Annotated in this window: 19 protein-coding genes; 10 read left to right on the top strand and 9 right to left on the bottom strand. The window is 68.1% G+C overall.

Going from position 1 to position 19,319, the window contains the following annotated elements; translation table 11 throughout:
- The first annotated feature begins 35 nt into the window (after positions 1–35).
- The 4 genes from LQZ87_RS10015 to mutM are packed head-to-tail and all read left to right on the top strand — an operon-like array spanning position 36 to position 2,329.
- Positions 36–533 (top strand): DUF177 domain-containing protein, encoded by a 498-nt coding sequence (locus LQZ87_RS10015; protein WP_230103450.1) that lies wholly within the window; start codon positions 36–38, stop codon positions 531–533.
- Positions 534–535: 2 nt separating this feature from the next.
- The gene (gene rpmF, locus LQZ87_RS10010) at positions 536–745 is read left to right on the top strand and encodes a 50S ribosomal protein L32 (RefSeq protein ID WP_196323994.1); all 210 of its coding nucleotides are present in this window, start codon (positions 536–538) and stop codon (positions 743–745) included.
- Between the two features lie 16 nt (positions 746–761).
- The gene (gene rnc, locus LQZ87_RS10005; protein ID WP_230103322.1) at positions 762–1,454 is read left to right on the top strand and encodes a ribonuclease III; all 693 of its coding nucleotides are present in this window, start codon (positions 762–764) and stop codon (positions 1,452–1,454) included.
- Positions 1,455–1,462: 8 nt separating this feature from the next.
- Positions 1,463–2,329, top strand: coding sequence for a bifunctional DNA-formamidopyrimidine glycosylase/DNA-(apurinic or apyrimidinic site) lyase (gene mutM, locus LQZ87_RS10000; protein ID WP_230103321.1), 867 nt, complete (start codon positions 1,463–1,465; stop codon positions 2,327–2,329).
- 12 nt (positions 2,330–2,341) lie between these two features.
- Here mutM and LQZ87_RS09995 read toward each other — a convergent pair whose 3' ends face one another.
- From LQZ87_RS09995 to LQZ87_RS09975, 5 genes are all read right to left on the bottom strand, one after another.
- The gene (locus LQZ87_RS09995) at positions 2,342–3,661 is read right to left on the bottom strand and encodes a permease (RefSeq protein WP_230103320.1); all 1,320 of its coding nucleotides are present in this window, start codon (positions 3,659–3,661) and stop codon (positions 2,342–2,344) included.
- On the bottom strand, positions 3,658–4,374 hold the full coding sequence (locus tag LQZ87_RS09990) for an ABC transporter ATP-binding protein (protein WP_230103319.1): 717 nt from the start codon (positions 4,372–4,374) through the stop codon (positions 3,658–3,660). Before LQZ87_RS09990 ends, LQZ87_RS09995 begins: the two co-directional genes overlap by 4 nt.
- Positions 4,375–4,488: 114 nt before the next feature.
- A complete protein-coding gene (locus LQZ87_RS09985) occupies positions 4,489–5,580 on the bottom strand; it encodes a GNAT family N-acetyltransferase (protein ID WP_230103318.1) in 1,092 nt (363 codons plus the stop codon).
- Positions 5,577–6,665: a GNAT family N-acetyltransferase gene (locus LQZ87_RS09980; RefSeq protein WP_230103317.1), complete on the bottom strand. Its 1,089-nt coding sequence runs from the start codon at positions 6,663–6,665 to the stop codon at positions 5,577–5,579. The genes LQZ87_RS09985 and LQZ87_RS09980 overlap by 4 nt, the downstream gene beginning before the upstream one ends.
- Before the next feature lie 13 nt (positions 6,666–6,678).
- Positions 6,679–6,981 carry a hypothetical protein gene (locus LQZ87_RS09975; protein WP_230103316.1) on the bottom strand — a complete coding sequence of 101 codons (303 nt, stop codon included), beginning with the start codon at positions 6,979–6,981 and terminating at the stop codon, positions 6,679–6,681.
- A 506-nt stretch (positions 6,982–7,487) separates the two neighbouring features.
- Between LQZ87_RS09975 and smc the strand changes: the two genes are divergently transcribed.
- The 3 genes from smc to LQZ87_RS09960 are packed head-to-tail and all read left to right on the top strand — an operon-like array spanning position 7,488 to position 12,490.
- Complete coding sequence (gene smc, locus LQZ87_RS09970) at positions 7,488–11,039, top strand: chromosome segregation protein SMC (RefSeq protein WP_230103315.1); 3,552 nt, start codon at positions 7,488–7,490, stop codon at positions 11,037–11,039.
- A 53-nt stretch (positions 11,040–11,092) separates the two neighbouring features.
- Positions 11,093–11,968, top strand: a complete 876-nt coding sequence (gene ftsY / locus LQZ87_RS09965) for a signal recognition particle-docking protein FtsY (protein ID WP_230103314.1) — start codon at positions 11,093–11,095, stop codon at positions 11,966–11,968.
- 21 nt (positions 11,969–11,989) lie between these two features.
- A complete protein-coding gene (locus tag LQZ87_RS09960; protein WP_230103313.1) occupies positions 11,990–12,490 on the top strand; it encodes a DUF2004 domain-containing protein in 501 nt (166 codons plus the stop codon).
- Positions 12,491–12,503: 13 nt separating this feature from the next.
- Here the strand turns inward: LQZ87_RS09960 and LQZ87_RS09955 are convergent, their stop codons facing one another.
- The 4 genes from LQZ87_RS09955 to lipB are packed head-to-tail and all read right to left on the bottom strand — an operon-like array spanning position 12,504 to position 17,340.
- Positions 12,504–13,202: a GNAT family N-acetyltransferase gene (locus LQZ87_RS09955; RefSeq protein WP_230103312.1), complete on the bottom strand. Its 699-nt coding sequence runs from the start codon at positions 13,200–13,202 to the stop codon at positions 12,504–12,506.
- Positions 13,199–15,622 (bottom strand): hypothetical protein, encoded by a 2,424-nt coding sequence (locus tag LQZ87_RS09950; protein ID WP_230103311.1) that lies wholly within the window; start codon positions 15,620–15,622, stop codon positions 13,199–13,201. Before LQZ87_RS09950 ends, LQZ87_RS09955 begins: the two co-directional genes overlap by 4 nt.
- A 57-nt stretch (positions 15,623–15,679) precedes the next feature.
- Positions 15,680–16,672, bottom strand: coding sequence for a lipoyl synthase (gene lipA / locus LQZ87_RS09945; RefSeq protein ID WP_230103310.1), 993 nt, complete (start codon positions 16,670–16,672; stop codon positions 15,680–15,682).
- Entirely contained in the window at positions 16,669–17,340 is a 672-nt protein-coding gene (gene lipB, locus LQZ87_RS09940; RefSeq protein WP_230103309.1) for a lipoyl(octanoyl) transferase LipB, read from the bottom strand. Before lipB ends, lipA begins: the two co-directional genes overlap by 4 nt.
- A 188-nt stretch (positions 17,341–17,528) precedes the next feature.
- Between lipB and LQZ87_RS09935 the strand changes: the two genes are divergently transcribed.
- From LQZ87_RS09935 to LQZ87_RS09925, 3 genes are read left to right on the top strand one after another with little or no spacing between them, the layout of a single operon-like run.
- On the top strand, positions 17,529–18,116 hold the full coding sequence (locus LQZ87_RS09935; protein ID WP_230103308.1) for a TetR/AcrR family transcriptional regulator: 588 nt from the start codon (positions 17,529–17,531) through the stop codon (positions 18,114–18,116).
- A gap of 36 nt (positions 18,117–18,152) precedes the next feature.
- On the top strand, positions 18,153–18,806 hold the full coding sequence (locus tag LQZ87_RS09930) for a hypothetical protein (protein ID WP_230103307.1): 654 nt from the start codon (positions 18,153–18,155) through the stop codon (positions 18,804–18,806).
- Positions 18,803–19,309, top strand: a complete 507-nt coding sequence (locus tag LQZ87_RS09925) for a sigma-70 family RNA polymerase sigma factor (protein WP_230103306.1) — start codon at positions 18,803–18,805, stop codon at positions 19,307–19,309. The genes LQZ87_RS09930 and LQZ87_RS09925 overlap by 4 nt, the downstream gene beginning before the upstream one ends.
- The last annotated feature ends 10 nt before the right edge of the window (positions 19,310–19,319 follow it).

The raw sequence follows: 19,319 nt of genomic DNA, 5'->3' as shown, positions 1-19,319 counted from the left end.
TGCCCGTACGCGACATCGTCCATCACCCCGGCGAGATGCGCGAGCACCAGTTCTCCGTCGCCATCGCCGAGCAGTGGGGTGAGGGCATCGTCTCGTACCCCGCCGGCGCCGACATCGATCTCGAGGTCCGCCTGGAGTCCGTGCACGAGGGCATTCTCGTCTCCGGAACAGCGGATGCCGAGTACACCGGTGTGTGCGGCAGATGCCTCACGGACATCTCTGAGCCTGTCGAAGTCGAGTTCCAGGAGCTTTTCGCGTATCCTGGACAGGAAGAAACTGACTTCGAGGTTCAAGACGACCACGTGGATCTTGAAACTCTGGTCAGGGAGGCGGCAGTACTGGCGCTTCCATTTCAGCCGGTGTGTCAGCCGGATTGCCCCGGGCTCGACCCGAATACGGGTGAGCGGCGGACAGATGACACCAGGGCAGAGGAAGACGCCCCCATCGATCCTCGATGGAGTGCGCTCCGACAGATCGCAGACCAGGGGAGCGCGGCAGATGGCCGCGATCCCGAGAACACAGAAGAGAGTTAGCCATGGCCGGTAACCCCCCGAAGCGCAAGGTTTCCCGTTCGAACACCCGCTCGCGTCGCGCGCAGTGGAAGGCCGAGCCCACCCCGCTCGTCAAGACCGTCGAGAACGGCAAGGTCGTCTACAGCCGCCCGCACCAGGCGAAGGTCGTCACCGACTCGCAGGGCACCGAGCTGTTCCTCGAGTACAAGGGCCGCAAGGTCGCCGACATCTGATCACGGTCTCACGATCGTGACAGACGTCCCCAGGGGGACGGCGCCTCTCGCAGCTGAGCTCAGGGTCGATATCGACCCTGAGCTGCTTGCGTTGGCGCTGACCCACCGCTCGTACGCCTATGAGCACGGCGGCATCCCGCACAACGAGCGACTCGAGTTCCTCGGCGACTCCGTGCTGGGTCAAGCCGTGACGGTGATGCTGTTCACGACGCACCCTGACCTCGACGAGGGCCAGCTCGCCAAGCGACGTGCCAGTGTCGTATCGACGGTCGCTCTCGCTGAGGTCGCCCGCAGCATCGGCCTAGGGGACCACCTCCTGCTCGGACGCGGCGAGGAGCAGACGGGTGGGCGCGACAAGGATTCGATCCTCGCCGACACGATGGAGGCGGTCTTCGGCGCCACGTATCTGTCGGCGGGCCCGGAGGCCGCAACCGAACTCGTGCTTCGGCTGACCGCGCCTCTGCTCGCCGACCCCGAGCGCTACGGTGCCGCCATGGATCCCAAGACGAGTCTGCAGGAGCTGGCCGCACGATTGGGCGCAGCCCCGCCCGCGTACACGGTGTCGGCATCCGGTCCCGACCACGATCGACGGTTCACCGCGACGGTCACAGCGGCAGGCGTCAGCATGCGCGGCGACGGCACCAGCAAGAAGACCGCTGAGATGGCGGGCGCACTGGCGGTCTGGCGCGCGCTCAGCGAGCGTGCCTGAAAAGCGCCGTGCCTGAACTTCCCGAAGTCGAGGTCGTCCGCTCCGGCCTCGCCCCAGCTGTCATCGGCGCCGGGATCACCAGCGTCTCCGTCGTCGACGAGCGGGCGCTCACGCGGCACCCCGCAGGGGCGGCCGACTTCGTCGGACGTCTCGAAGGCGCTTCGATCATCGCCGCCGAGCGACGCGGCAAGTTCCTCTGGCTCCCGCTCGCGGGCGGCACCGCTGCGCTCACGGCACATCTGGGCATGAGCGGCCAGCTCCTGCTGCGTTCTCCGAACGCTCCACTCGAGCGTCATGAGCGCATCCGCATCGGCATCCTGCACCCGCGCCACGGCGATCTCGCGGTCGTGTTCGCCGACCAGCGGACGTTCGGCTCTCTCGCCGTCGACATCCTCGTCGCCGACGGCGCGGATCTCGTCCCGACACAGGTCAGCCACATCGCGCGCGACCCCCTGGATCCTGCGTTCGACGATGCGGGCTTCATCGCCTCGGTGCGTCGGCGCTCGAGTGCGATCAAGCGCATCCTCCTCGATCAGACCGTCATCAGCGGCGTCGGCAACATCTACGCTGACGAGGCTCTGTGGGCGGCCCGCATCCACCCGGAGACCCAGGGCAGTGCCCTGTCTTCGCAGGCCGTACGCCGGCTGCTCGGTGAAGCGCGTTTCGTTCTCGAGAAGGCCCTCGCTGAAGGCGGGACGAGCTTCGATGCGCAGTACGTGAACGTCAACGGCCAGGCCGGGTACTTCGCCCATTCGCTCAACGCCTATGGTCGCGGCGGTCAGCCGTGTCCTCGGTGCGGTGGCGAGATCCGCCGCGACGCATTCATGAATCGCAGCTCGCACTACTGTCCGCGGTGCCAGAGACGACGCTGGTAGCGGAGCGACTGGTCAGGCGTCCACGAACGCTCGACCCAGCAGCGGACGGGTGAGCCGGGTGCTGAGCCAGACGATCCCGACGCCGGCGGCGAGCACGGCGACGATCGTGAGGATCGAGACGGGTTGGACGATCAGAGCGATTCCGATCAGCGGCAGGACGAGCACGCCGGCGCACAGGGCGGACCCGATCGCAGTGAGCAGCAGCGGTGCCATCACGGCACGGGTTCGCGCGCGGTCGACCGTCTCCACAGGCAGGCCGAGGAAGTGCAGGCTTCGGTGCAGTTCGCGCTGGTCGAGGATGCTCGAGGCCTGGTTCACCCCGACCGAGACGGCGACCATGAGGAACGACGCGATCAGGGTGATGATCAGGCCGGTGCGGATGTCTGCGCCCAGGTACGCCTCGGCACCGGCGCCCGGCGCGCTCATGGCGTCGACCATCGCGACGCCAGTACCGGCGAACACGGCCATGAAGCTCGCCATCGCAACACCGCTCACCTGACGCCACGCCGCTTTCGGCGAGTCGAGGACGAGCCGCGCTGCCAGCAGCTTCGTGGGCACCTCCGCTCGGTGCAGCGTGCGGTTGGCGTGCACCTTCAGCGCCCACGGCCCGATCAGGTTCAGCACGGCGAGCGCAGCGGCGAACATGCCGGCCACGACGACGATCGTGATCATCAGGCCGGCGGTACCGGGGAAGAACTGCATGGTGGCGAAGGCGAGGACGACGACTCCGACCGCGATGACCCAGCGGATCCAGTGCACACGCGGTACCGCAGTCCGCGTTCGCACTCCGAGCGGTGAGATCACGACCAGGCGCAGACCGATCGCCGCGCTCGCTCCCGCCAGCGCGGTGACGCCGGCTGCGACCCCGGTGATCGCCAGGGGAGGGAGCGTCACGGCATCCAGCCCGAGCGGCGATCCGCGGAACGGGATCATGCCGACCAGCGGTGCCGCGGCGAGATACGCGACAGCTCCGAGCACGGCGCCGGATGCCGCCACCAGCGTAGATTCGAGAACCGTCGCGCCCACGACGCCGGCGGGGGAGACCCCCAGAAGACGCAGCGTCGACAGGCGCTCATCCCTGCGGCGCGCTGACAGCCTGGCCGCCGCGCCGCCGAGACCGGCGAGCGGAACGATCAGGAGGACCAGCGCGATCGCGGCGAGCGCCTGGTAGAGACCGGCATCCGGATCGGTCCACGTCCAGAACGCCTGGGCCCCGCCCACCACGACGAGCACGAGCGACGTCACCAGCGCGAAGGCAGTCGCCGGCAGCGCGACGACACCGCTGCGGCCGGGGGCAGGACGCAGCAGCAGGGCGAGCACGCGGGCGTTCACGACCGCGCCTCGTTCACCGCGGCGGACACTTCACCTGCGACGATGCCGCCGTCACGCATGTGCACCGTGCGAGAGCAGCGCGCAGCGACCTCAGCGTCGTGCGTCACCACGATCAGCGTGCGGCCCTGCCCTGTCGTCGACCACAGCAGCGCATCCATGACGTCCGCGGAGGTCTGTGAATCGAGCGCTCCGGTCGGCTCATCGGCGAAGACGAGCTCTGCGCCGGTGACCTGCGATCGCGCGATCGCGACGCGCTGAGCCTGCCCGCCCGACAACTCACCGATGCGGCGCTCCTCGAATCCGGCGAGACCGAGCGATGCCATCCACCCCGCTGCGTGCTCGAGGGCCCGGCGGCGCGGAGTCCCGTTGATCATCAGCGCAAGCGCGACGTTCTCGATCGCGGTGAGCTCAGGAATGAGCAGCCCCTGCTGGAAGACGAACCCGAAGGACTCCCTGCGCAGGCGCGAACGATCGCGTTCATTCATCGCGGTCACGTCGACCGGGGAGCCATCTGCCGGCGTGAACCGGACCTGTCCGGTGCCGGGGGCGGTGATGCCGGCGAGCACATGCAGGAGCGTGGTCTTGCCCGATCCGGATGCCCCCATGATCGCGACGGACTCACCGCCTCGGACGGTGAGGTCTACGCCGGCGAGGGCCGTGGTCGGCCCGAAGGCCTTGACGAGGGACTGCGCTTCGATGACGGGAGAGTTCATGCTTCCAGCATCGTCAGTCGCCGGGTCGACGTCGTCAGCCTGCCGACCGACATGACCGGCCGAAGATACACCGAGAGGATGATCTACGGCCGGTCACGAGGGTCAGGTCATGCCTCAGCGCAGACGCTTCTGCCACGCACCGGCGTACGACGCCGGCACGAAGCCGATCGCCTCGTTGATGTCGAGCATCGGACGGTTCTCCTCTGCGTTGAACGTCGAGATCTTGGGAGACTCGGGGGCGACATCGCGCCAGCGCAGCAGGTTCGCGCACTTCACGATCGTGCCGAGCCGCTTTCCTCGGTGCTCCTTCGTGACGAGCGTTCCCCACTGGTGCGTGACCCCGGTTCTGTCCGCGCCGATCAGAAGCTCGTTGAATGCGACCATGTCTCCTGTCGGCTCGTGGATGACGGCCGCGACCGACATCGTCTGCCCGCCCGCGAGAAGCGTCGCATCGCGACGCGCCACGCGCCCGTCGTCCCAGACCTCCTCATCGATTTCGAGATCGCCGCTCGGCACGTCCGTTGCCATCCGCGCGATGACCCCGCCGTAGCCGCTCCGGAACTCCGGCGGCGTGGGCAGGGTCCACGCGACCACGCGGTACTCCGGCCCGGCGAACGCCGTTGCCTCGGCGAGCCGCTGCTCTGCCATCTCGAGGGGGCCGTCGAGCAGCAGCACGCTGTTGCGCTCCACCTGCTCGAGTGCGTATCCGCTCGCTGCCAGGAGTTCGCTCAGCGACGTCGGAGCCACCTCGCCCCACCCGGTGGCCGGTGACAGCATCCCGTCGGTCCTCGTCGTCGGATGCAGGGTCCACAGGTGCAGCACGGTGCGCCCCAGTGCGTTCGCCTCCTGCTCGGTGCGCTCGAGAAGAGCCCTCCCGACCCCGGTCTGCCAGTGCGGCGGGACGACCATGAGCTCGAGCTCGGCCGCGGTCGTCCCTGCAGCAGACGCGGTGGTGAGCACGGCCGCTCCCACGATCTCGCCTCCGCGTCGTGCGATGAAGCCGCGGCGCAGGCGATCGGTCTGATCGAGCCACCCAGGGAGCACCTGCTCCGGGGTGTCGCTGAGGTCGTCGATGCCGGCGTCGAGTTCCGCCGAGCGATTGCCGAGTTCGACCATGGCGCGGAACTCCGCACCATCCGACGCGTCGGCGCGGGTGGGGACGATCATGTCGGTGATGACGAGATCGACCAGTGTCGTGTCGGTCATTGCAGTTCCTTCTTCCAGGCGCCCTCGTACGAGATGGGCGCGAATCCGATGGCCTCGTTGATGTCGAGCATCGGACGGTTCTCCTCGGCGTTGTAGGTGATAACGCCGGGTGAATCCGGATGCTGATCGTGCCATGCGAGGAGCCCAGCGGTCTTGACGAGCATGCCCAGACGGTGACCGCGATGGGATGCCAGCACGAGCGTGTCTTCCTGATGCGAGGTGTCGCCGGGGTCGGTGTCGATCGCCAGTTCGTTGTATGCGCACAGTTCGCCGGTGGCGATGTGCTCGGCCGCTGTGACCAGCACGGTGGTGCCGCGCTGTGCATATCGCTCGTCGTGCCTGGCGACCCGCTCGGCGTCCCACTTCTCCGGCGGCATGCCCAGGTCGGCGTCCGGGACGTCGGTGGACATGTGCTCCTTCATCCAGGCGTACCCGGAGACGTGCTCGGCAGGCGTCGGCAGCATCCACTGCACCACGCGGTAACCGGCGGACTTCTGCTCGGCGACCGCTCGTGCGGCGCGGATGCGGTCGACCACGGCATCCGACCAGGTGAGCATACTGACCCGCTCGACCTGCTCGAGCGAGAATCCGTGCCGGAGCAGGAAGCGGGCGTGGTGGTCGCGGGGGATCTCACCGAATCCGGTCGGCGCGGCGAGCGCCGGTTCGTCGGATGCCGGATGCTCGACCCAGACGAGAAGACGGACGACACCGGCATCCCTGGCCACGCGCTCGATATGCGGCAGCACGGCGGAGCCGATGCCGCGGCCCCAGGCGCTGCGCAGCAGGCTGATGACGGTGATCGCGGTGCGCCCGTCCGCGTCGGCCATGATGTTCAGAGTCGCGACGCCGACCATGTCTCCGCCGTCCCGCACGCACCACTGGCGCCGCGTGAACTCCGGAGTCGAGCGGAGCAGGGGCAGCAGCGACTCGGCACTCATGTCTTCGTCGGAACGTCCGCTGACTTCGCGGATGGACCGGTTGCGCACGTCGGCGTAAGTGCGGACGAGATCGGTGGGCGCTGCATCCGCCCGAGCGGGAAGCTCGAGCGGATGCAGCGTCGCGGTTTCGTTCAGTCGAATGCTCATCGGGACTCCAGGGTCACAGCATGTGGCGCTGCATGTCGTACGTGAGCATGGCGAGGCTCTCACGGTCGGTGAAGTGTTCGATGCCCGCGTTGCGGCGGGCGCTGAGCAGGCGCAGAGCCTCATCGCGGCTCATCGTGGTGTTCCGGTTGCGGCGCTGGCGCTGCGTTCGCAGCATCAGCCAGAGACCGAGACGCAGCGACAGCCGGTCGGTGAGGGCCAGTTCGGTTCGGTCTGCGGGGACGGCGATCTCGAGGATCTCCTGTTCCTGCGGACATGGTGGGTGGGCGGTGCTGCGAAGCAGCGTTTGGGTACTCACGAGAGTGCTCGTTTCTTGTCGAACGGTGCGGAAGGAGTGATGCGTCTGACCCGCGGGTGGCGGGGGCGCAGGTGCGATCTCGAAGGATGGAGAGGTCACCTGGGGCATGCAGACGGTCGAAGAGACCGACGGATGCACGGGGCTGCGGAACCGGTGGAGGTCAGCCGGAATCGGCGGAGACCTCTGGCTGCGGTTCTACGCGAGCGCGCTGCGACGGACGCCGAATGCCGAGGACGCCTTGCCGACAGTGTGCGCGGTATCGAAGCCTGCAGCTGCTGCGGTGTTGATTGTGGAAATCATGAGCGTCCTCCTTTCGTGAGCGATCCGGGTTGCAAAGTTAGTGCCTGATCCGCCAGGACGTCAAGCATTTGTTCCTCCATCGGCGTGTCGTGCGCTTCAGGGATCCGGCTCCCCGCAGCGCGGGATGCCGGGGAAACCGCGGAATTCCGATAGCGTTGCCGCGTGATTCTCGCTGGACGTCCTCTCGCTCCCCGGGCGGTGCGCCCATGCATCTGAAGAGCCTGACCCTCAAGGGCTTCAAGTCTTTCGCGCAACCCACGACGTTCGTCTTCGAGCCCGGAGTCACCTGCATCGTCGGGCCGAACGGCTCCGGAAAGTCGAACGTCGTCGATGCGCTCGCCTGGGTCATGGGAGAGCAGGGCGCCAAGACGCTTCGCGGCGGCAAGATGGAGGACGTCATCTTCGCCGGCACCTCCACTCGCGGCCCGCTCGGTCGCGCCGAGGTGCAGTTGACGATCGACAACAGCGATGGAGCGCTGCCGATCGAGTTCGCAGAGGTCACCATCAGCCGCACGCTGTTCCGCAACGGTTCGAGCGAGTACGCGATCAACGGATCCAACTGCCGCCTGCTCGATGTGCAGGAGCTGCTGAGCGACTCGGGCCTCGGCCGTGAGATGCACGTCATCGTCGGTCAGGGCCGGCTCGACACGGTCCTGCAGGCCTCGCCGGAGGACCGTCGAGGGTTCATCGAAGAAGCAGCCGGCATCCTGAAGCACCGGCGGCGCAAGGAGAAGACTCTCCGCAAGCTCGACGCCATGGAGGCCAACCTCACCCGGCTCAGCGACCTCGCGGGCGAGATCCGACGCCAGTTGAAGCCGCTGGGGCGGCAGGCCGAGATCGCCAGAGAGGCGCAGACGATCGCCGCGGTCGTGCGCGATGCCAAGGCGAGGATCTTCGCGGATGACGTCGTCGCGCTTCGGACATCCCTCGCCGATCATGCGCGTACGGAGCAGGAGCGCCACACCGAGCGACTCGTGCTCACGGAGCAGTCCGACACCGTCCGGTCAGGGATCGCGAAGCTCGAGGCCGATCAGAACTCGGCCGCCGTCGACGAGGCCCGGCGAGTGGCGTTCGGACTCGAGCAGGTCCAGGAGCGGATGCGGTCCCTGTACACGCTGGCCAATCAGCGGCTCGCGCTCCTCGGCTCCGAGGAGGACGATGCTGCAGTCGCATCAGTGACCGTGACGCAGGCGACCATCGACGAGGCCAAGGATCAGATCACGGAGATATCCGCCGGACTCGGCGACGCGCAGGACGCAGCCTCGGCGGCGAGCCGCGAGGTCATCGGCGCACGAGCCGAGCTCGACACCCTGGATGTCGACATCGCCGAGCAGAGCGCGCTCGTCTCTCAGCACGACATGCGCTTGAGCGCGTTGCGAGGGACAGCCGAGGCCGCGGCATCCGCACTGGCCGCCGTACGCGGCGCTGTCGTGCGCCAGGAGAACGCGCTCGAAGCCGCGAACGAGCGTCGTCGTGAGGCCGCAGAGGCGCTCGAGCAGTTCGAGGACGCCGAAGCGCCGGAGGGCAGCGCGGCCGAGCACGCGGCGGCGTATGAGACCGCGCAGCGCAACGCGACGGCTGCGGAGGGCGAGCTGGAGGCGCTGCGTGAGCGGTTGCACTCCGCCGAACGCGAGGCCGAGTCGCTCACGGCTAAGGCATCGGCCCTTTCGAGCGCACTGTCGCTCTCCGGCGGTGCCGCCGAGGTCGTGAAGTCGGCAGCCGCCGGCGTACGGGGTCTCGTCGGCGACGCGGTGCAGGTCACCGCCGGCTTCGAAGCGGCGATCGCGGCCGTGCTGGGGCCGCTCACCGAGGGCGTGCTCGTCGATGATGCGGATGCCGCGTACGCACTGGCCGCCTCGGCGGTCGAGCACAAGCGCGGCGTCGTGGACTTCGTGATCGCCGATGCGCTTCGCGGCTCGGTGGATCTGCCAGAGGTCGCAGGTGTCACACCTGCCGCCTCGGTCGTCACCGCGCCGGACGGCGTGCTCGGCGTGCTCTCGCACGTGCTCATCGCCGACGACCTCGATGCGGCCAGGCGTGCACGCACCGCGCTGGACGCGCTCGGTGACACCGCCGTCACGATCGTCACGACGGGTGGAGACGTCATAACGGCACAGACGCTGCGCACGGGCGCCGGGGGAGAGCGTTCACGCCTCGAGCTGACGGCCGAGCGCGATGCTGCGCAGGAGCGCCTCTCCGAGGTGAGGGTGATCGTGGATTCGCTGCGGGAGGCGCGCGAAGAGGCCTCGGAGCGTGTCGACACCACCCGTCGACACGCGAAGGACGCCCTTCGGTCCCTGCGCGAGCACGACGCGGCGCTCGCGACGCACGCCGAGCAGGTCAACCGTGTGACGGTTCGGCATGAGTCCGCAGTCGCGGAGTGCGAGCGTCTCGAGACCGGACTCGTCCAGGCCCAGGCTGCTGTCTCGGATGCCGAGACGGCTGCGGCAGCGGCGACGGCCGAGCTCGAACAGGCAGAGGCCACACCGCGCCCCGTGCTCGATGCCTCGGCGCGCGATGGTCTGCTCGAGGCGCTCGAGAGTGCACGCGAGGGCGAGGTCCGCGCCCGCCTCGAGATCGAGACACTGCGCGAGCGGGTGCGCGCGGCGCAGGCGCGGGTCGCCGGCCTGGAGCGTCAGCGCGAGCAGGAACGGGATGCCGCTGCCGAGGCCGCACGTCGCGCTGTGATCCGGCGTGCGCAGCGGGAGGCGGCATCAGGGGTCGCGGCTGAGTTGCCCCGCATCCTGGATTCTCTGGATCGTTCAGTCACCGAGGCGCGCGTCGCACTCAGCGGTGCCGAGAGCGCGCGGTCGGCGCAGAACGAGGAGCTCACGGCGCTCCGTGCCCAGGAGTCATCCCTGCGCGAACGGCTCGCAGGCCTCACTGAGAGCGTGCACGGCCTCGAGCTGCAGATCCACGAGAAGAAGCTCCACCTGACGAGCCTGCTCGAGCGCGTGGCATCCGAACTGGCCCTCGACGAAGATATTCTCATTGCGGAATATGGGCCGGATGAGCTCGTTCCCCGCGACCCGCTCGCCGAGCCGGTCACAGACGCGATCGATGGCGTCAACCCCACCGCGATCCCGTACGACCGGCGCATGCAGGAGCGTCGGCTCGCCGAGGCGGAGCGAAAGCTCTCGCAACTGGGGCGCGTGAACCCGCTCGCTCTGGAGGAGTTCGCCGCGCTCGAGCAGCGGCATGCGTTCCTCACCGAGCAGCTCGCCGACCTCACGCAGACGAGGCAGGATCTGCTGACGATCATCGCCGACCTCGACGAGCGCATGCAGACGATCTTCGCGAGCGCGTTCGAGGACACCAAGCAGGCGTTCGGCGAGGTCTTCCCGCTGCTGTTCCCCGGCGGGTCCGGCAGCATCTCGCTCACCGATCCGGACAACATGCTCACCACAGGCATCGAGGTGTCGGTCCGGCCCGTCGGCAAGAAGATCGAGCGGCTCTCGCTGCTCTCCGGCGGCGAGAGGTCGCTGGCGGCTGTCGCGCTGCTGGTAGCGATCTTCAAAGCGCGGCCGAGCCCGTTCTACATCCTCGACGAGGTCGAGGCGGCCCTGGACGACGCCAACCTCGGTCGTCTTCTCAGCGTGTTCGAGCAGCTTCGTGAGAGCTCGCAGCTGCTGGTGATCACCCACCAGAAGCGCACGATGGAGATCGCTGACGCCCTGTACGGCGTCTCGATGCGCCAGGACGGCGTCTCCGCTGTGGTCGGACAGCGCGTGGGCGATCGCGCCGCCGCCGCGAGCTGAGCATCCGGCGTCCGCCGCAACTGCACGGGGCCGGCACCGCATAGGCTGGAGGCATGGCGGAGAAGTCCTGGTCCCTCGGCCGCGCGCTGCGCGGCATGTTCGTCAAACCCACGATCGATGAGACGACGTGGGAGGACCTCGAGACAGCTCTGATCACCGCTGATTTCGGGCCCGATATCACTGAGCGCATCGTCGATGAGCTGCGAGACAAGGTCGAGCGCTACCGCACGACCGATCCGAAGGATCTGCAGCGGATGCTGCGGGAGACCCTCGAAGAGCATTTCGCGAAGTTCGACACCACGCTCAAACTCACCGAGCGTCCGGCCGTGGTGCTCGTCGTGGGCGTGAACGGAGTCGGCAAGACCACGACGATCGGCAAGTTCACGAAGTTCCTGCGCGGTTACCAGCGCAGCGTCGTCGTCGGTGCAGCGGACACGTTCCGTGCAGCGGCGGTCGATCAGCTCGCCACGTGGGCGCAGCGCGGGGGAGCCGCCATCGTCCGGCCGCAGCAGGAGGGCCAGGATCCGGCATCCGTCGCTTACCAGACCATCGAATTCGCCCAGCGCGAAGGCATCGAGATCGCGATCATCGACACCGCCGGCCGCTTGCACACCAAGGGCGGGCTGATGGACGAGCTGTCCAAGATCCGCCGTGTGATCGAGAAGCAGGCACCGATCAGCGAGGTGCTGCTGGTTCTCGATGCCACCACAGGTCAGAACGGTGTCATGCAGGCGGAGGCGTTCCTCGAGCATGCCGGCGTCACCGGTCTGGTGATCACAAAACTCGATGGTTCCGCCAAGGGCGGCTTCGTTCTCGCGGTGCAGGAGCGCACCGGCATCCCGGTGAAGCTCCTCGGTCAGGGAGAGGGGATCGACGACCTCACCGGATTCACACCGCATGTCTTCGTGGCATCCCTTGTCGGGCAGTGATCGGACTGGTTTCATAGCGTTATGGCGATCGAACACGACTACTTCGGGCTCCTGTCCTCGGGGCCGGACGGATCGATCTTCTGGAGCGAGACGGTGGATCTCGGCGACCAGACGGTGACTGTCGACCTCACCGCGCCGGACCAGGACGACATCTCGCCCGACGCCCTCGACATCGCCGCCGCGCTGATCTCTGGGATCGAGAACGTGGATGCGACGGCACGCCGCGGCATGCTCGCCGAGGTCGACGATCGCACGAGTGAGGTGACCGAGTTCATCCTGCAGCAGCAGGAGGCCTACGGCGAGGATCTGCCTGACCTGCTGATCGATGTCAGCGGAGACGCAGCCGTCGACATCATCCGCTCGCTCCGCCTGATGAGCATGACGATCCTGGCCGACGAGCACGGCGGCAGCGAACCCTTCGCCGTCCTCGAGTACGCCCTCGATGCGGATGACACAGACGAAGTGCTGCTGGTGAATCTCGCCTCGGACGGCACCGTCCAGTCGGTGATGAGCGCCGACTGACGCTGAGGCGTGCTCAGACCGGAATCTCTTCGTAGTCGTTCAGGGCGATGACGCGGATGCCATCAGCGGCGCCGGCTGCGGCGTGTATGCGCACCGTCTCGTCATCGCCGCGATGCGCGCGATGCGCGGGGCCGAACGTCTCCAGCAGGTAGCCCCGAAGGGCTTCCGCTTCGGCGGCGTCGAGCATCCGTGGGACGGGTGCGCGGGTGGCCGAGGCGACGAGTGCGAGGATGAGGCCGCGAACCCGGGGCATCCCCTCGGAGATGGGCGGCTGGTAGTAGGGCATGACGAGTGCGGCCGCTCCGTGTCGCGCGTAGAACTCGATGCGTCGATACGGGTCGCCGAACGCGGTGTCCGCGAGATGCATGTCGGGCCGCTCGATCTCCGCCAGTACGAGGTCTACGTCCGGTGATGCCGACCAGCGCTCGATCCCGGCAGCCAGGAGCGCTGAACCGACGCCGCGGTCGCGCCGGTTCGTTGTCACAGCGAGCCAGGCGATGAGGACGGTCGATCCGACGCGTTCGCCGACGATCGCCCCGCACACTGCGCCGTCCGTACGGGCGACAAGCGCATCGAGATCACCATCCCGCACCTGCTCGAGGAACGCGGTGCGCGGGGTGAGCTCCTTCGCGGGAAAGCTCGGCTCGAGGATCTCGAGATAGACAGTCTCGAGCAGGCGCGCATCCGCTGTCGGTTCGATGCGCATGCTCATCCGGGCTCATCTCGGGGTCCGCTTCCGCGGCGGCTGCGGCGGCCGGCACGCGTGACAGCGGCGAGCACCGCACCCGTTAGCGCGGCCAGGCCGAGCACTGCGGCGAACAGCACCCACGCCTCAGCGGCGCCCCATTCCGGATGCCCGGCCTGGAGCACCGAGGCGAGACCGGCGAACCCCACCGCGGCGAATACGGCGCCGAGCAGCTCGAGCAGCCGGGAGTTGCGCCGCTCGCGCGCCTCGCGCATCTCCTCCATCGCTGCCTGGTGCTCGCGCTGCTCGCGCACCTGCAGCGCTTGCTCCGCGGCGAAGGCCTGCTCCATGCGCCGGTGCACGACCTCCAGAAGCGGCTGCAGCCTGGTACCGAGCACATCGCGCACCGCCCGGGTGAAGCCGTCCCGAAGTCGGGTGTAGCCGTTCGATCTCAGGACGGTGTCGAGGTCGACTCGCAGCGGGGGAGAGGTCACGATCGTCGGCGATTCGATGAACAGCATGATCGCCTCGTTCGACTGCACGAACGATTGCAGCGCCAACTCGGTGCGCTCGACGCGGTTCACGAGTTCGTTCAGCTCGCCGATGGCGCCTGCGCGCGCGTCGGCCGAGTCCGGCGTCGACTCGGCACGGGACAGAAGCAGTTCCGCATCGCGCAGCAACTGAGCGATCTGCTCGGCGAAGTAGCGGATCGTGTCCTGCCAGCCCTGGTACATGCCGTGCATGCTGTGTGCGAACTCCAGAAAGCTCTCGATGTCCTGAACGGCGAAATCCGGAGATCCGAGACTCGCGAGCAGCGAGACGTTGCTGTTGGAGGCGAGGATCTCGCTGTTTAGATGCAGGAGAGACCAGGTGTGGATGCCGTCGAGGTCGTACATCGTCCAGTCGGCGATGCTGGCTGCGCCGCTCGGCAACGGGTGGATGAGCGGCTGGTTTCCCCACACATCGAGGAGCTCGCCAGCGCTCGTGAGCGCCGTCCGTGTGCGCCCACGGACCCTCGACGCTGCGAGCACACTGGTGATCACGCCGAACGATCCTTCGCGTGCGGCGACCGTCGCCTCCGGATCGAGTGCGCCGATGTCGTCGAGGAGATCGTCGACGAGCTGGGGCAGCCCGGCCAGGTCGCCGGCGTCGCTGCGCATGCGCAGCAGTTCTGGAATCTCCCTGAGATCGCCGAAGGAAGGCGTCGCGAGATGGACGGTCTCGGCCACGTGGTGCGCCGCATGGTCGGCCAGATCGATCTCGAAGATGATCGCATTGTTTCCCAGATGAGACAGCTGGACACGCGTTCTGATGATCTGCGGCGTTCGATCGTTACCCGGATGCTCGACCCGGATGTCGCCGAGCTCGATCGTCGCACCGCGATAGCCGCGCCCGAAGCTGTCCGTTCCCTGCCACACGTCGCTCAGATCGAGACGTCGGCGCACCCCCTTGATCGGCACGCCGCCGATCGTCCCGCCGTCGGCTCGTCTTCGCTGCGCAGCGAGGACGAGCGATTCCGTGATCTCGATGTGTGTCTGATGGTGACGACTGCGCACCCCGAACGGGTATATGAAGCGCACGCGCCCCTCGTCGATGTGGAGGCGGTCGCGATCTTGAGAGACGCAGACCGTCCCGATGGCCGTCAGATGACCGCGCAGTTCGCTGGCGTCGACGGGGTTGAACGGAGTGGTCGCGACGCGGACGCGCAAGCGTTCGAGCTCTTCGTCAGCGTCGCCGACGAAGCCCTCCAGCATCCTCTGTGCGAGGCGGGCGCCGTCGCGGACCGTGCGGTAATAGGCCAGCTCGTTGGACGCCTCGGCCTCGAGAACACCGTGCCCTCGCCTGGCGTGCTCCTCCGCGTCGTCGATCGTCAGAGCTCGGACGGCTTCGACGATGACGGCCGCAGCGTCCACTGCATCGTCCGCCGCTCGGTCCACGATGTCGAGCCGGCCCGCCAGCAGAGCGGATTCGACGCGGAACTCCAGCAGCAGGAACTCCAGCAGGTGCCAGCCGAGCGTGCACAGCGGATCGGCGCGGCGCTTCCGCGCGGCGGCGGCGGCCGCGCACGCGACGCGAATGGCGAGTGCGAGCGTCTCGTGGTCCCACGTGAGCGCCCACGCGCTGTTGACGAGGTTGCGCAGGTACAGGGAGAGGACCAGTCCACCGGCCGGAAGCCGGTCGGCGGCGCGGACGACCGGCGGCAGCGCGCGTTCGAGCAGCGCGCGCGGCTCTTCGTCGGCGTCGCCCTCGTTCTCGAAGATCGACTCCCACCACGTGCCGCTGAGCAGCTGAGTCAGATCGGCGCGCTGACTCGCGCTCAACGCGTGGCGTTCGCCGAGCTCGGCCTGCCGCGTGAGGCCGTCAGCGATCCACTGCCGGGCAGCATCCGCGTCGACGTCGACGGATGCGAAGACGGATGCCGGCGACGTCGGGTCGTCGCGGTCCACGAGGCTCCTCTCGATGCCGACCAGTGTAGGGGTCGCGGCGAGAGCAAGCGAGGAATTTCAGACGGCCTGCGCGAAACCCAGGTCCGCGCCCGCGGCGATGTGTGCCAGGTGCGGCGGGATCTCGCGCCCCTTCGAGATCATCGACTGCGCCCACAGGCGCCCGGCACGGTACGACGAGCGCACGAGCGGGCCGGCGAGAACGCCGAGGAACCCGATGCGCTCGGCCTCCTCCTTGAACTCGACGAACTCGGCGGGCTTCACCCAGCGGGCCACCGGCAGGTGCCGCGGCGTCGGGCGAAGGTACTGCGTGATCGTGATGATGTCGCAGCCGGCCTCGTGCAGGTCATTGAGTGCCTGCACGACCTCTTCGGGCTCTTCGCCCATGCCGAGGATGAGATTGGACTTGGTGATGAGTCCGGCTGCGTGCCCCTGCGTGATGACATCCAGCGACCGCTCGTACTTGAACGCCGGGCGGATGCGCTTGAAGATGCGCGGCACGGTCTCGACGTTGTGCGCGAAAACCTCGGGCCGAGCGTCGAAGATCTGACCCAGGAACTCCGGGTCGCCGTTGTGCTCGTTCGCGAGCAGCTCGACGCCGGTGTTCGGGTTCTCGGCGTGGATGCGGCGCACTGTCTCGGCGTTCAGCCATGCGCCGGTGTCGGGGAGGTCGTCGCGGGCGACGCTCGTGACGGTCGCGTACCTCAGACCCATCCGGGTGACGCTCTCGGCGACGCGGCGCGGCTCGTCGGTGTCGTACGCATCGGGCTTGCCGGTGTCGATCTGGCAGAAGTCGCAGCGACGCGTGCACTGCGAGCCGCCGATGAGGAAGGTCGCCTCGCGGTCCTCCCAGCACTCGAAGATGTTCGGGCAGCCGGCCTCCTGGCAGACGGTGTGCAGGCCCTCGTCCTTCACCAGCGAGTGCAGGGCCTGGTACTCCGGACCCATCTTCGCCTTCGTCTTGATCCACTCCGGCTTGCGCTCGATCGGCGTCTCGGCGTTTCGGACTTCGAGGCGCAGGAGCTTGCGACCCTCGGGGGCAGCGGCGCTCACGCGGAAACTCCTTCGTACTGGGCAGTCGGCACGGACTCGGCATCCGCGTGTTCGTCGACGAAGGCTTCGGCGACGGCATCCACGATGTCAGCGGGGGAGACGTCACGGCCCACGACCTCGCTGATGGTCGTGACGCCGGCATCCGTGATGCCGCAGGGGATGATCCCGCGGAACCCGGAAAGCGTGTTGTCGCAGTTGATGGCGAAGCCGTGCATGGTCACGCCGTTCTGCACTCGTACGCCGATCGCGGCGATCTTGTCCTCGCTGAGCGGCCGGCGCACCCACACGCCGCTGCGCCCCTCGACCTGATAGCCGGCGACGCCCAGCGGGCGGAGGATCTCGATGAGCACGCGCTCGAGCCGGCGAACATGCGCGACGACGTCCATCGGCTCCGGCAGACGCACGATCGGGTACCCGACAAGCTGTCCCGGACCGTGCCAGGTGATCTTGCCGCCGCGATCCACGTCGACGACGGGAGTGCCGTCTCGCGGCCGCTCCTGCGGCTCGGTGCGCTTGCCTGCGGTGTAAACGGCCTCGTGCTCGAGAAGGATGAGCGTGTCTGGGCGGCTGCCGAAGGCCACGTCGTGGTGGACGTTGCGCTGCAGCTCCCAGCCGTCCACATACGGGACGAACCGCGGTGCGAGTCCCGCGGTGAGAATGTCGAGCATGATCGCCTTCCCGGGTTATTGGATGCTGTCTAACAATACCCCTCGACGAGGTGACTCGTCGACGCCCATGCGACGCGGAGTGCCAGCGATGCGAGAAGGAAATCGTGCCTTCCGACGCGTGCGAAGCCGGAAAACTGTTCTTCCATCGCCGTCGCTTCCTGCGGACGCCGGCGCGATACGGTGAATGCGTGAGAAACGAGCCGCGCCCAGGACGCCCTCGCGCGTCGTCGCGCGAGACGCTCGCCGAGGCAGCGTGCGAGCTGTTCCTCGAGCAGGGGTACGAGGCGACCTCCGTCGCCGACATCACTCGGCGAGCCGGGGTGAGCCGATCGAGCTTCTTCAACTACTTCTCCTCGAAGAGCGATGTGCTGTGGTCGGGGCTCGACGCACGGATCGATCAGGCGCTCGAGGCGCTCACCGCGCTGGGTGCGGCAGCCGGCGCCGATCCGGTGCGCGGGATCCTGCTGCACGTCGTGGACGACTTCGCCCCAGACCCGCTCGCACTCGCGCTGCGCAATGCGAGCGCGATGGGGCTGGAGGAGGAGCTGGTCCGCGACACCGGGCTGCGCAGCGCGCGACTCGCCGACGGAATCTCGCAGGCCGCGCGCCGCAGCGGAATCGCTGCGATCCCCGCCGACATCCTCGGTGCGGCCCACGCGACCGCTGTTCTGTCGGCGCTGCGTGTCTGGGCGGAGCGCGGGGCAGGGCACGGCACGCCGGAGTCACTCGCGCAGGAGGCGCTGGGCGGCATCCACGACCTGCCGTGGAAGATCTGACGCGCCGCGGACGAAATCGCCGCTGCCGGACACGTCATGAGTGAACCCACCCCCGACGAGGAGGAACTCATGACCAGGGATGCTCTGGATGATCTGCTGGATGCTGCCGCACCGCCGGCGGCGACGGTCGACGATCGCGACGTGCTCGCGATGGTCGCGGACGCTCGTAAGGAGGTTCGCGTCGCCCCGCGGGCCAAGCGGGCCGCAGTCATCACGGGTGTGCTGGCGATTCTCATGGCCGGAGGAGCGGGGGTCGCGACGGCGTCTTCGGACTGGCTCTGGGGCGACGGCTTGGAGAATCCCGACCGGAGCTATGCCTACACCTCGCCGACGTGGGGTGAGTGCGAGATCCGTTTCAGCGGATTCGACACCCACAAGCCATTGATCCAGGGTGACGTGAACCGCGTCGTGGACGAGTGGTTCGCGAACACCGACGTCGAGGCCGCGGCCGAGCCCTTCGTCGCGAAGTACCTGGCGGTGATGGCGGACAGCCGGGACGCCGAGAACAGCGCGGACCCGCGGCTGCCGGACCTTGAGGCATGGACTGCCCACGAGCAGGCGCTCTCGGAGGCGCTGCACATGGAGTTGAAGATGCACGGCTACGACAGCGGAGCGCTTGCCGGGACCGATTCCCACAGCCAGCTCCACTGCGAGGGCGAGGACTGGGACGGAACGGGTGCCGCCGAATGAGGCGTGAGCCTGAGAGCCGGGCACTGGTCGGAGCGTTCGAGAGCAATGCCGCCGATCTCCTGGCCTACCTCTCTCGCCGAACGAACGCCGACGATGCGCCCGACCTTCTCGGCGAGACCATGGTCGTCGCCTGGCGCAGGGTGAAGGACCTGCCCGCCGACCCGGAGCGCGCTCGCATGTGGCTGTTCGGCATCGCCCGCGGCACGCTGCAGAATCACACCAGAGGGGAGCGCCGCCGCTGGGCCCTGGCCGATCGCATCCGCGGACGCGTTCGCGAGGGCGCCACGGCGCCGGCAGCCGACGAAGGCGCCGACGTGCGTGACGCCATCGCCCGGCTCGACCCCGAGCTCGCAGAACTCGTCCGGCTCGTGCACTGGGACCGGCTCAGCCTGGCCGATGCGGCCGAGCTGCTCGGCATCCCGGCATCCACCGCCCGCGGGCGTTATCAGAAGGCCAGGGAACAGCTTCGCGCCGCGCTGAGCATGGAGGCTCCGCTCGCGTAGAATCGGAGCA

It is taken from the genome of Microbacterium sp. Bi121, from assembly GCF_918698005.1.
Classification (GTDB): domain Bacteria; phylum Actinomycetota; class Actinomycetes; order Actinomycetales; family Microbacteriaceae; genus Microbacterium.
The sequence above is the reverse complement of the archived record's forward strand: the minus strand, read 5'-3'. Positions and strand labels throughout refer to the sequence as shown.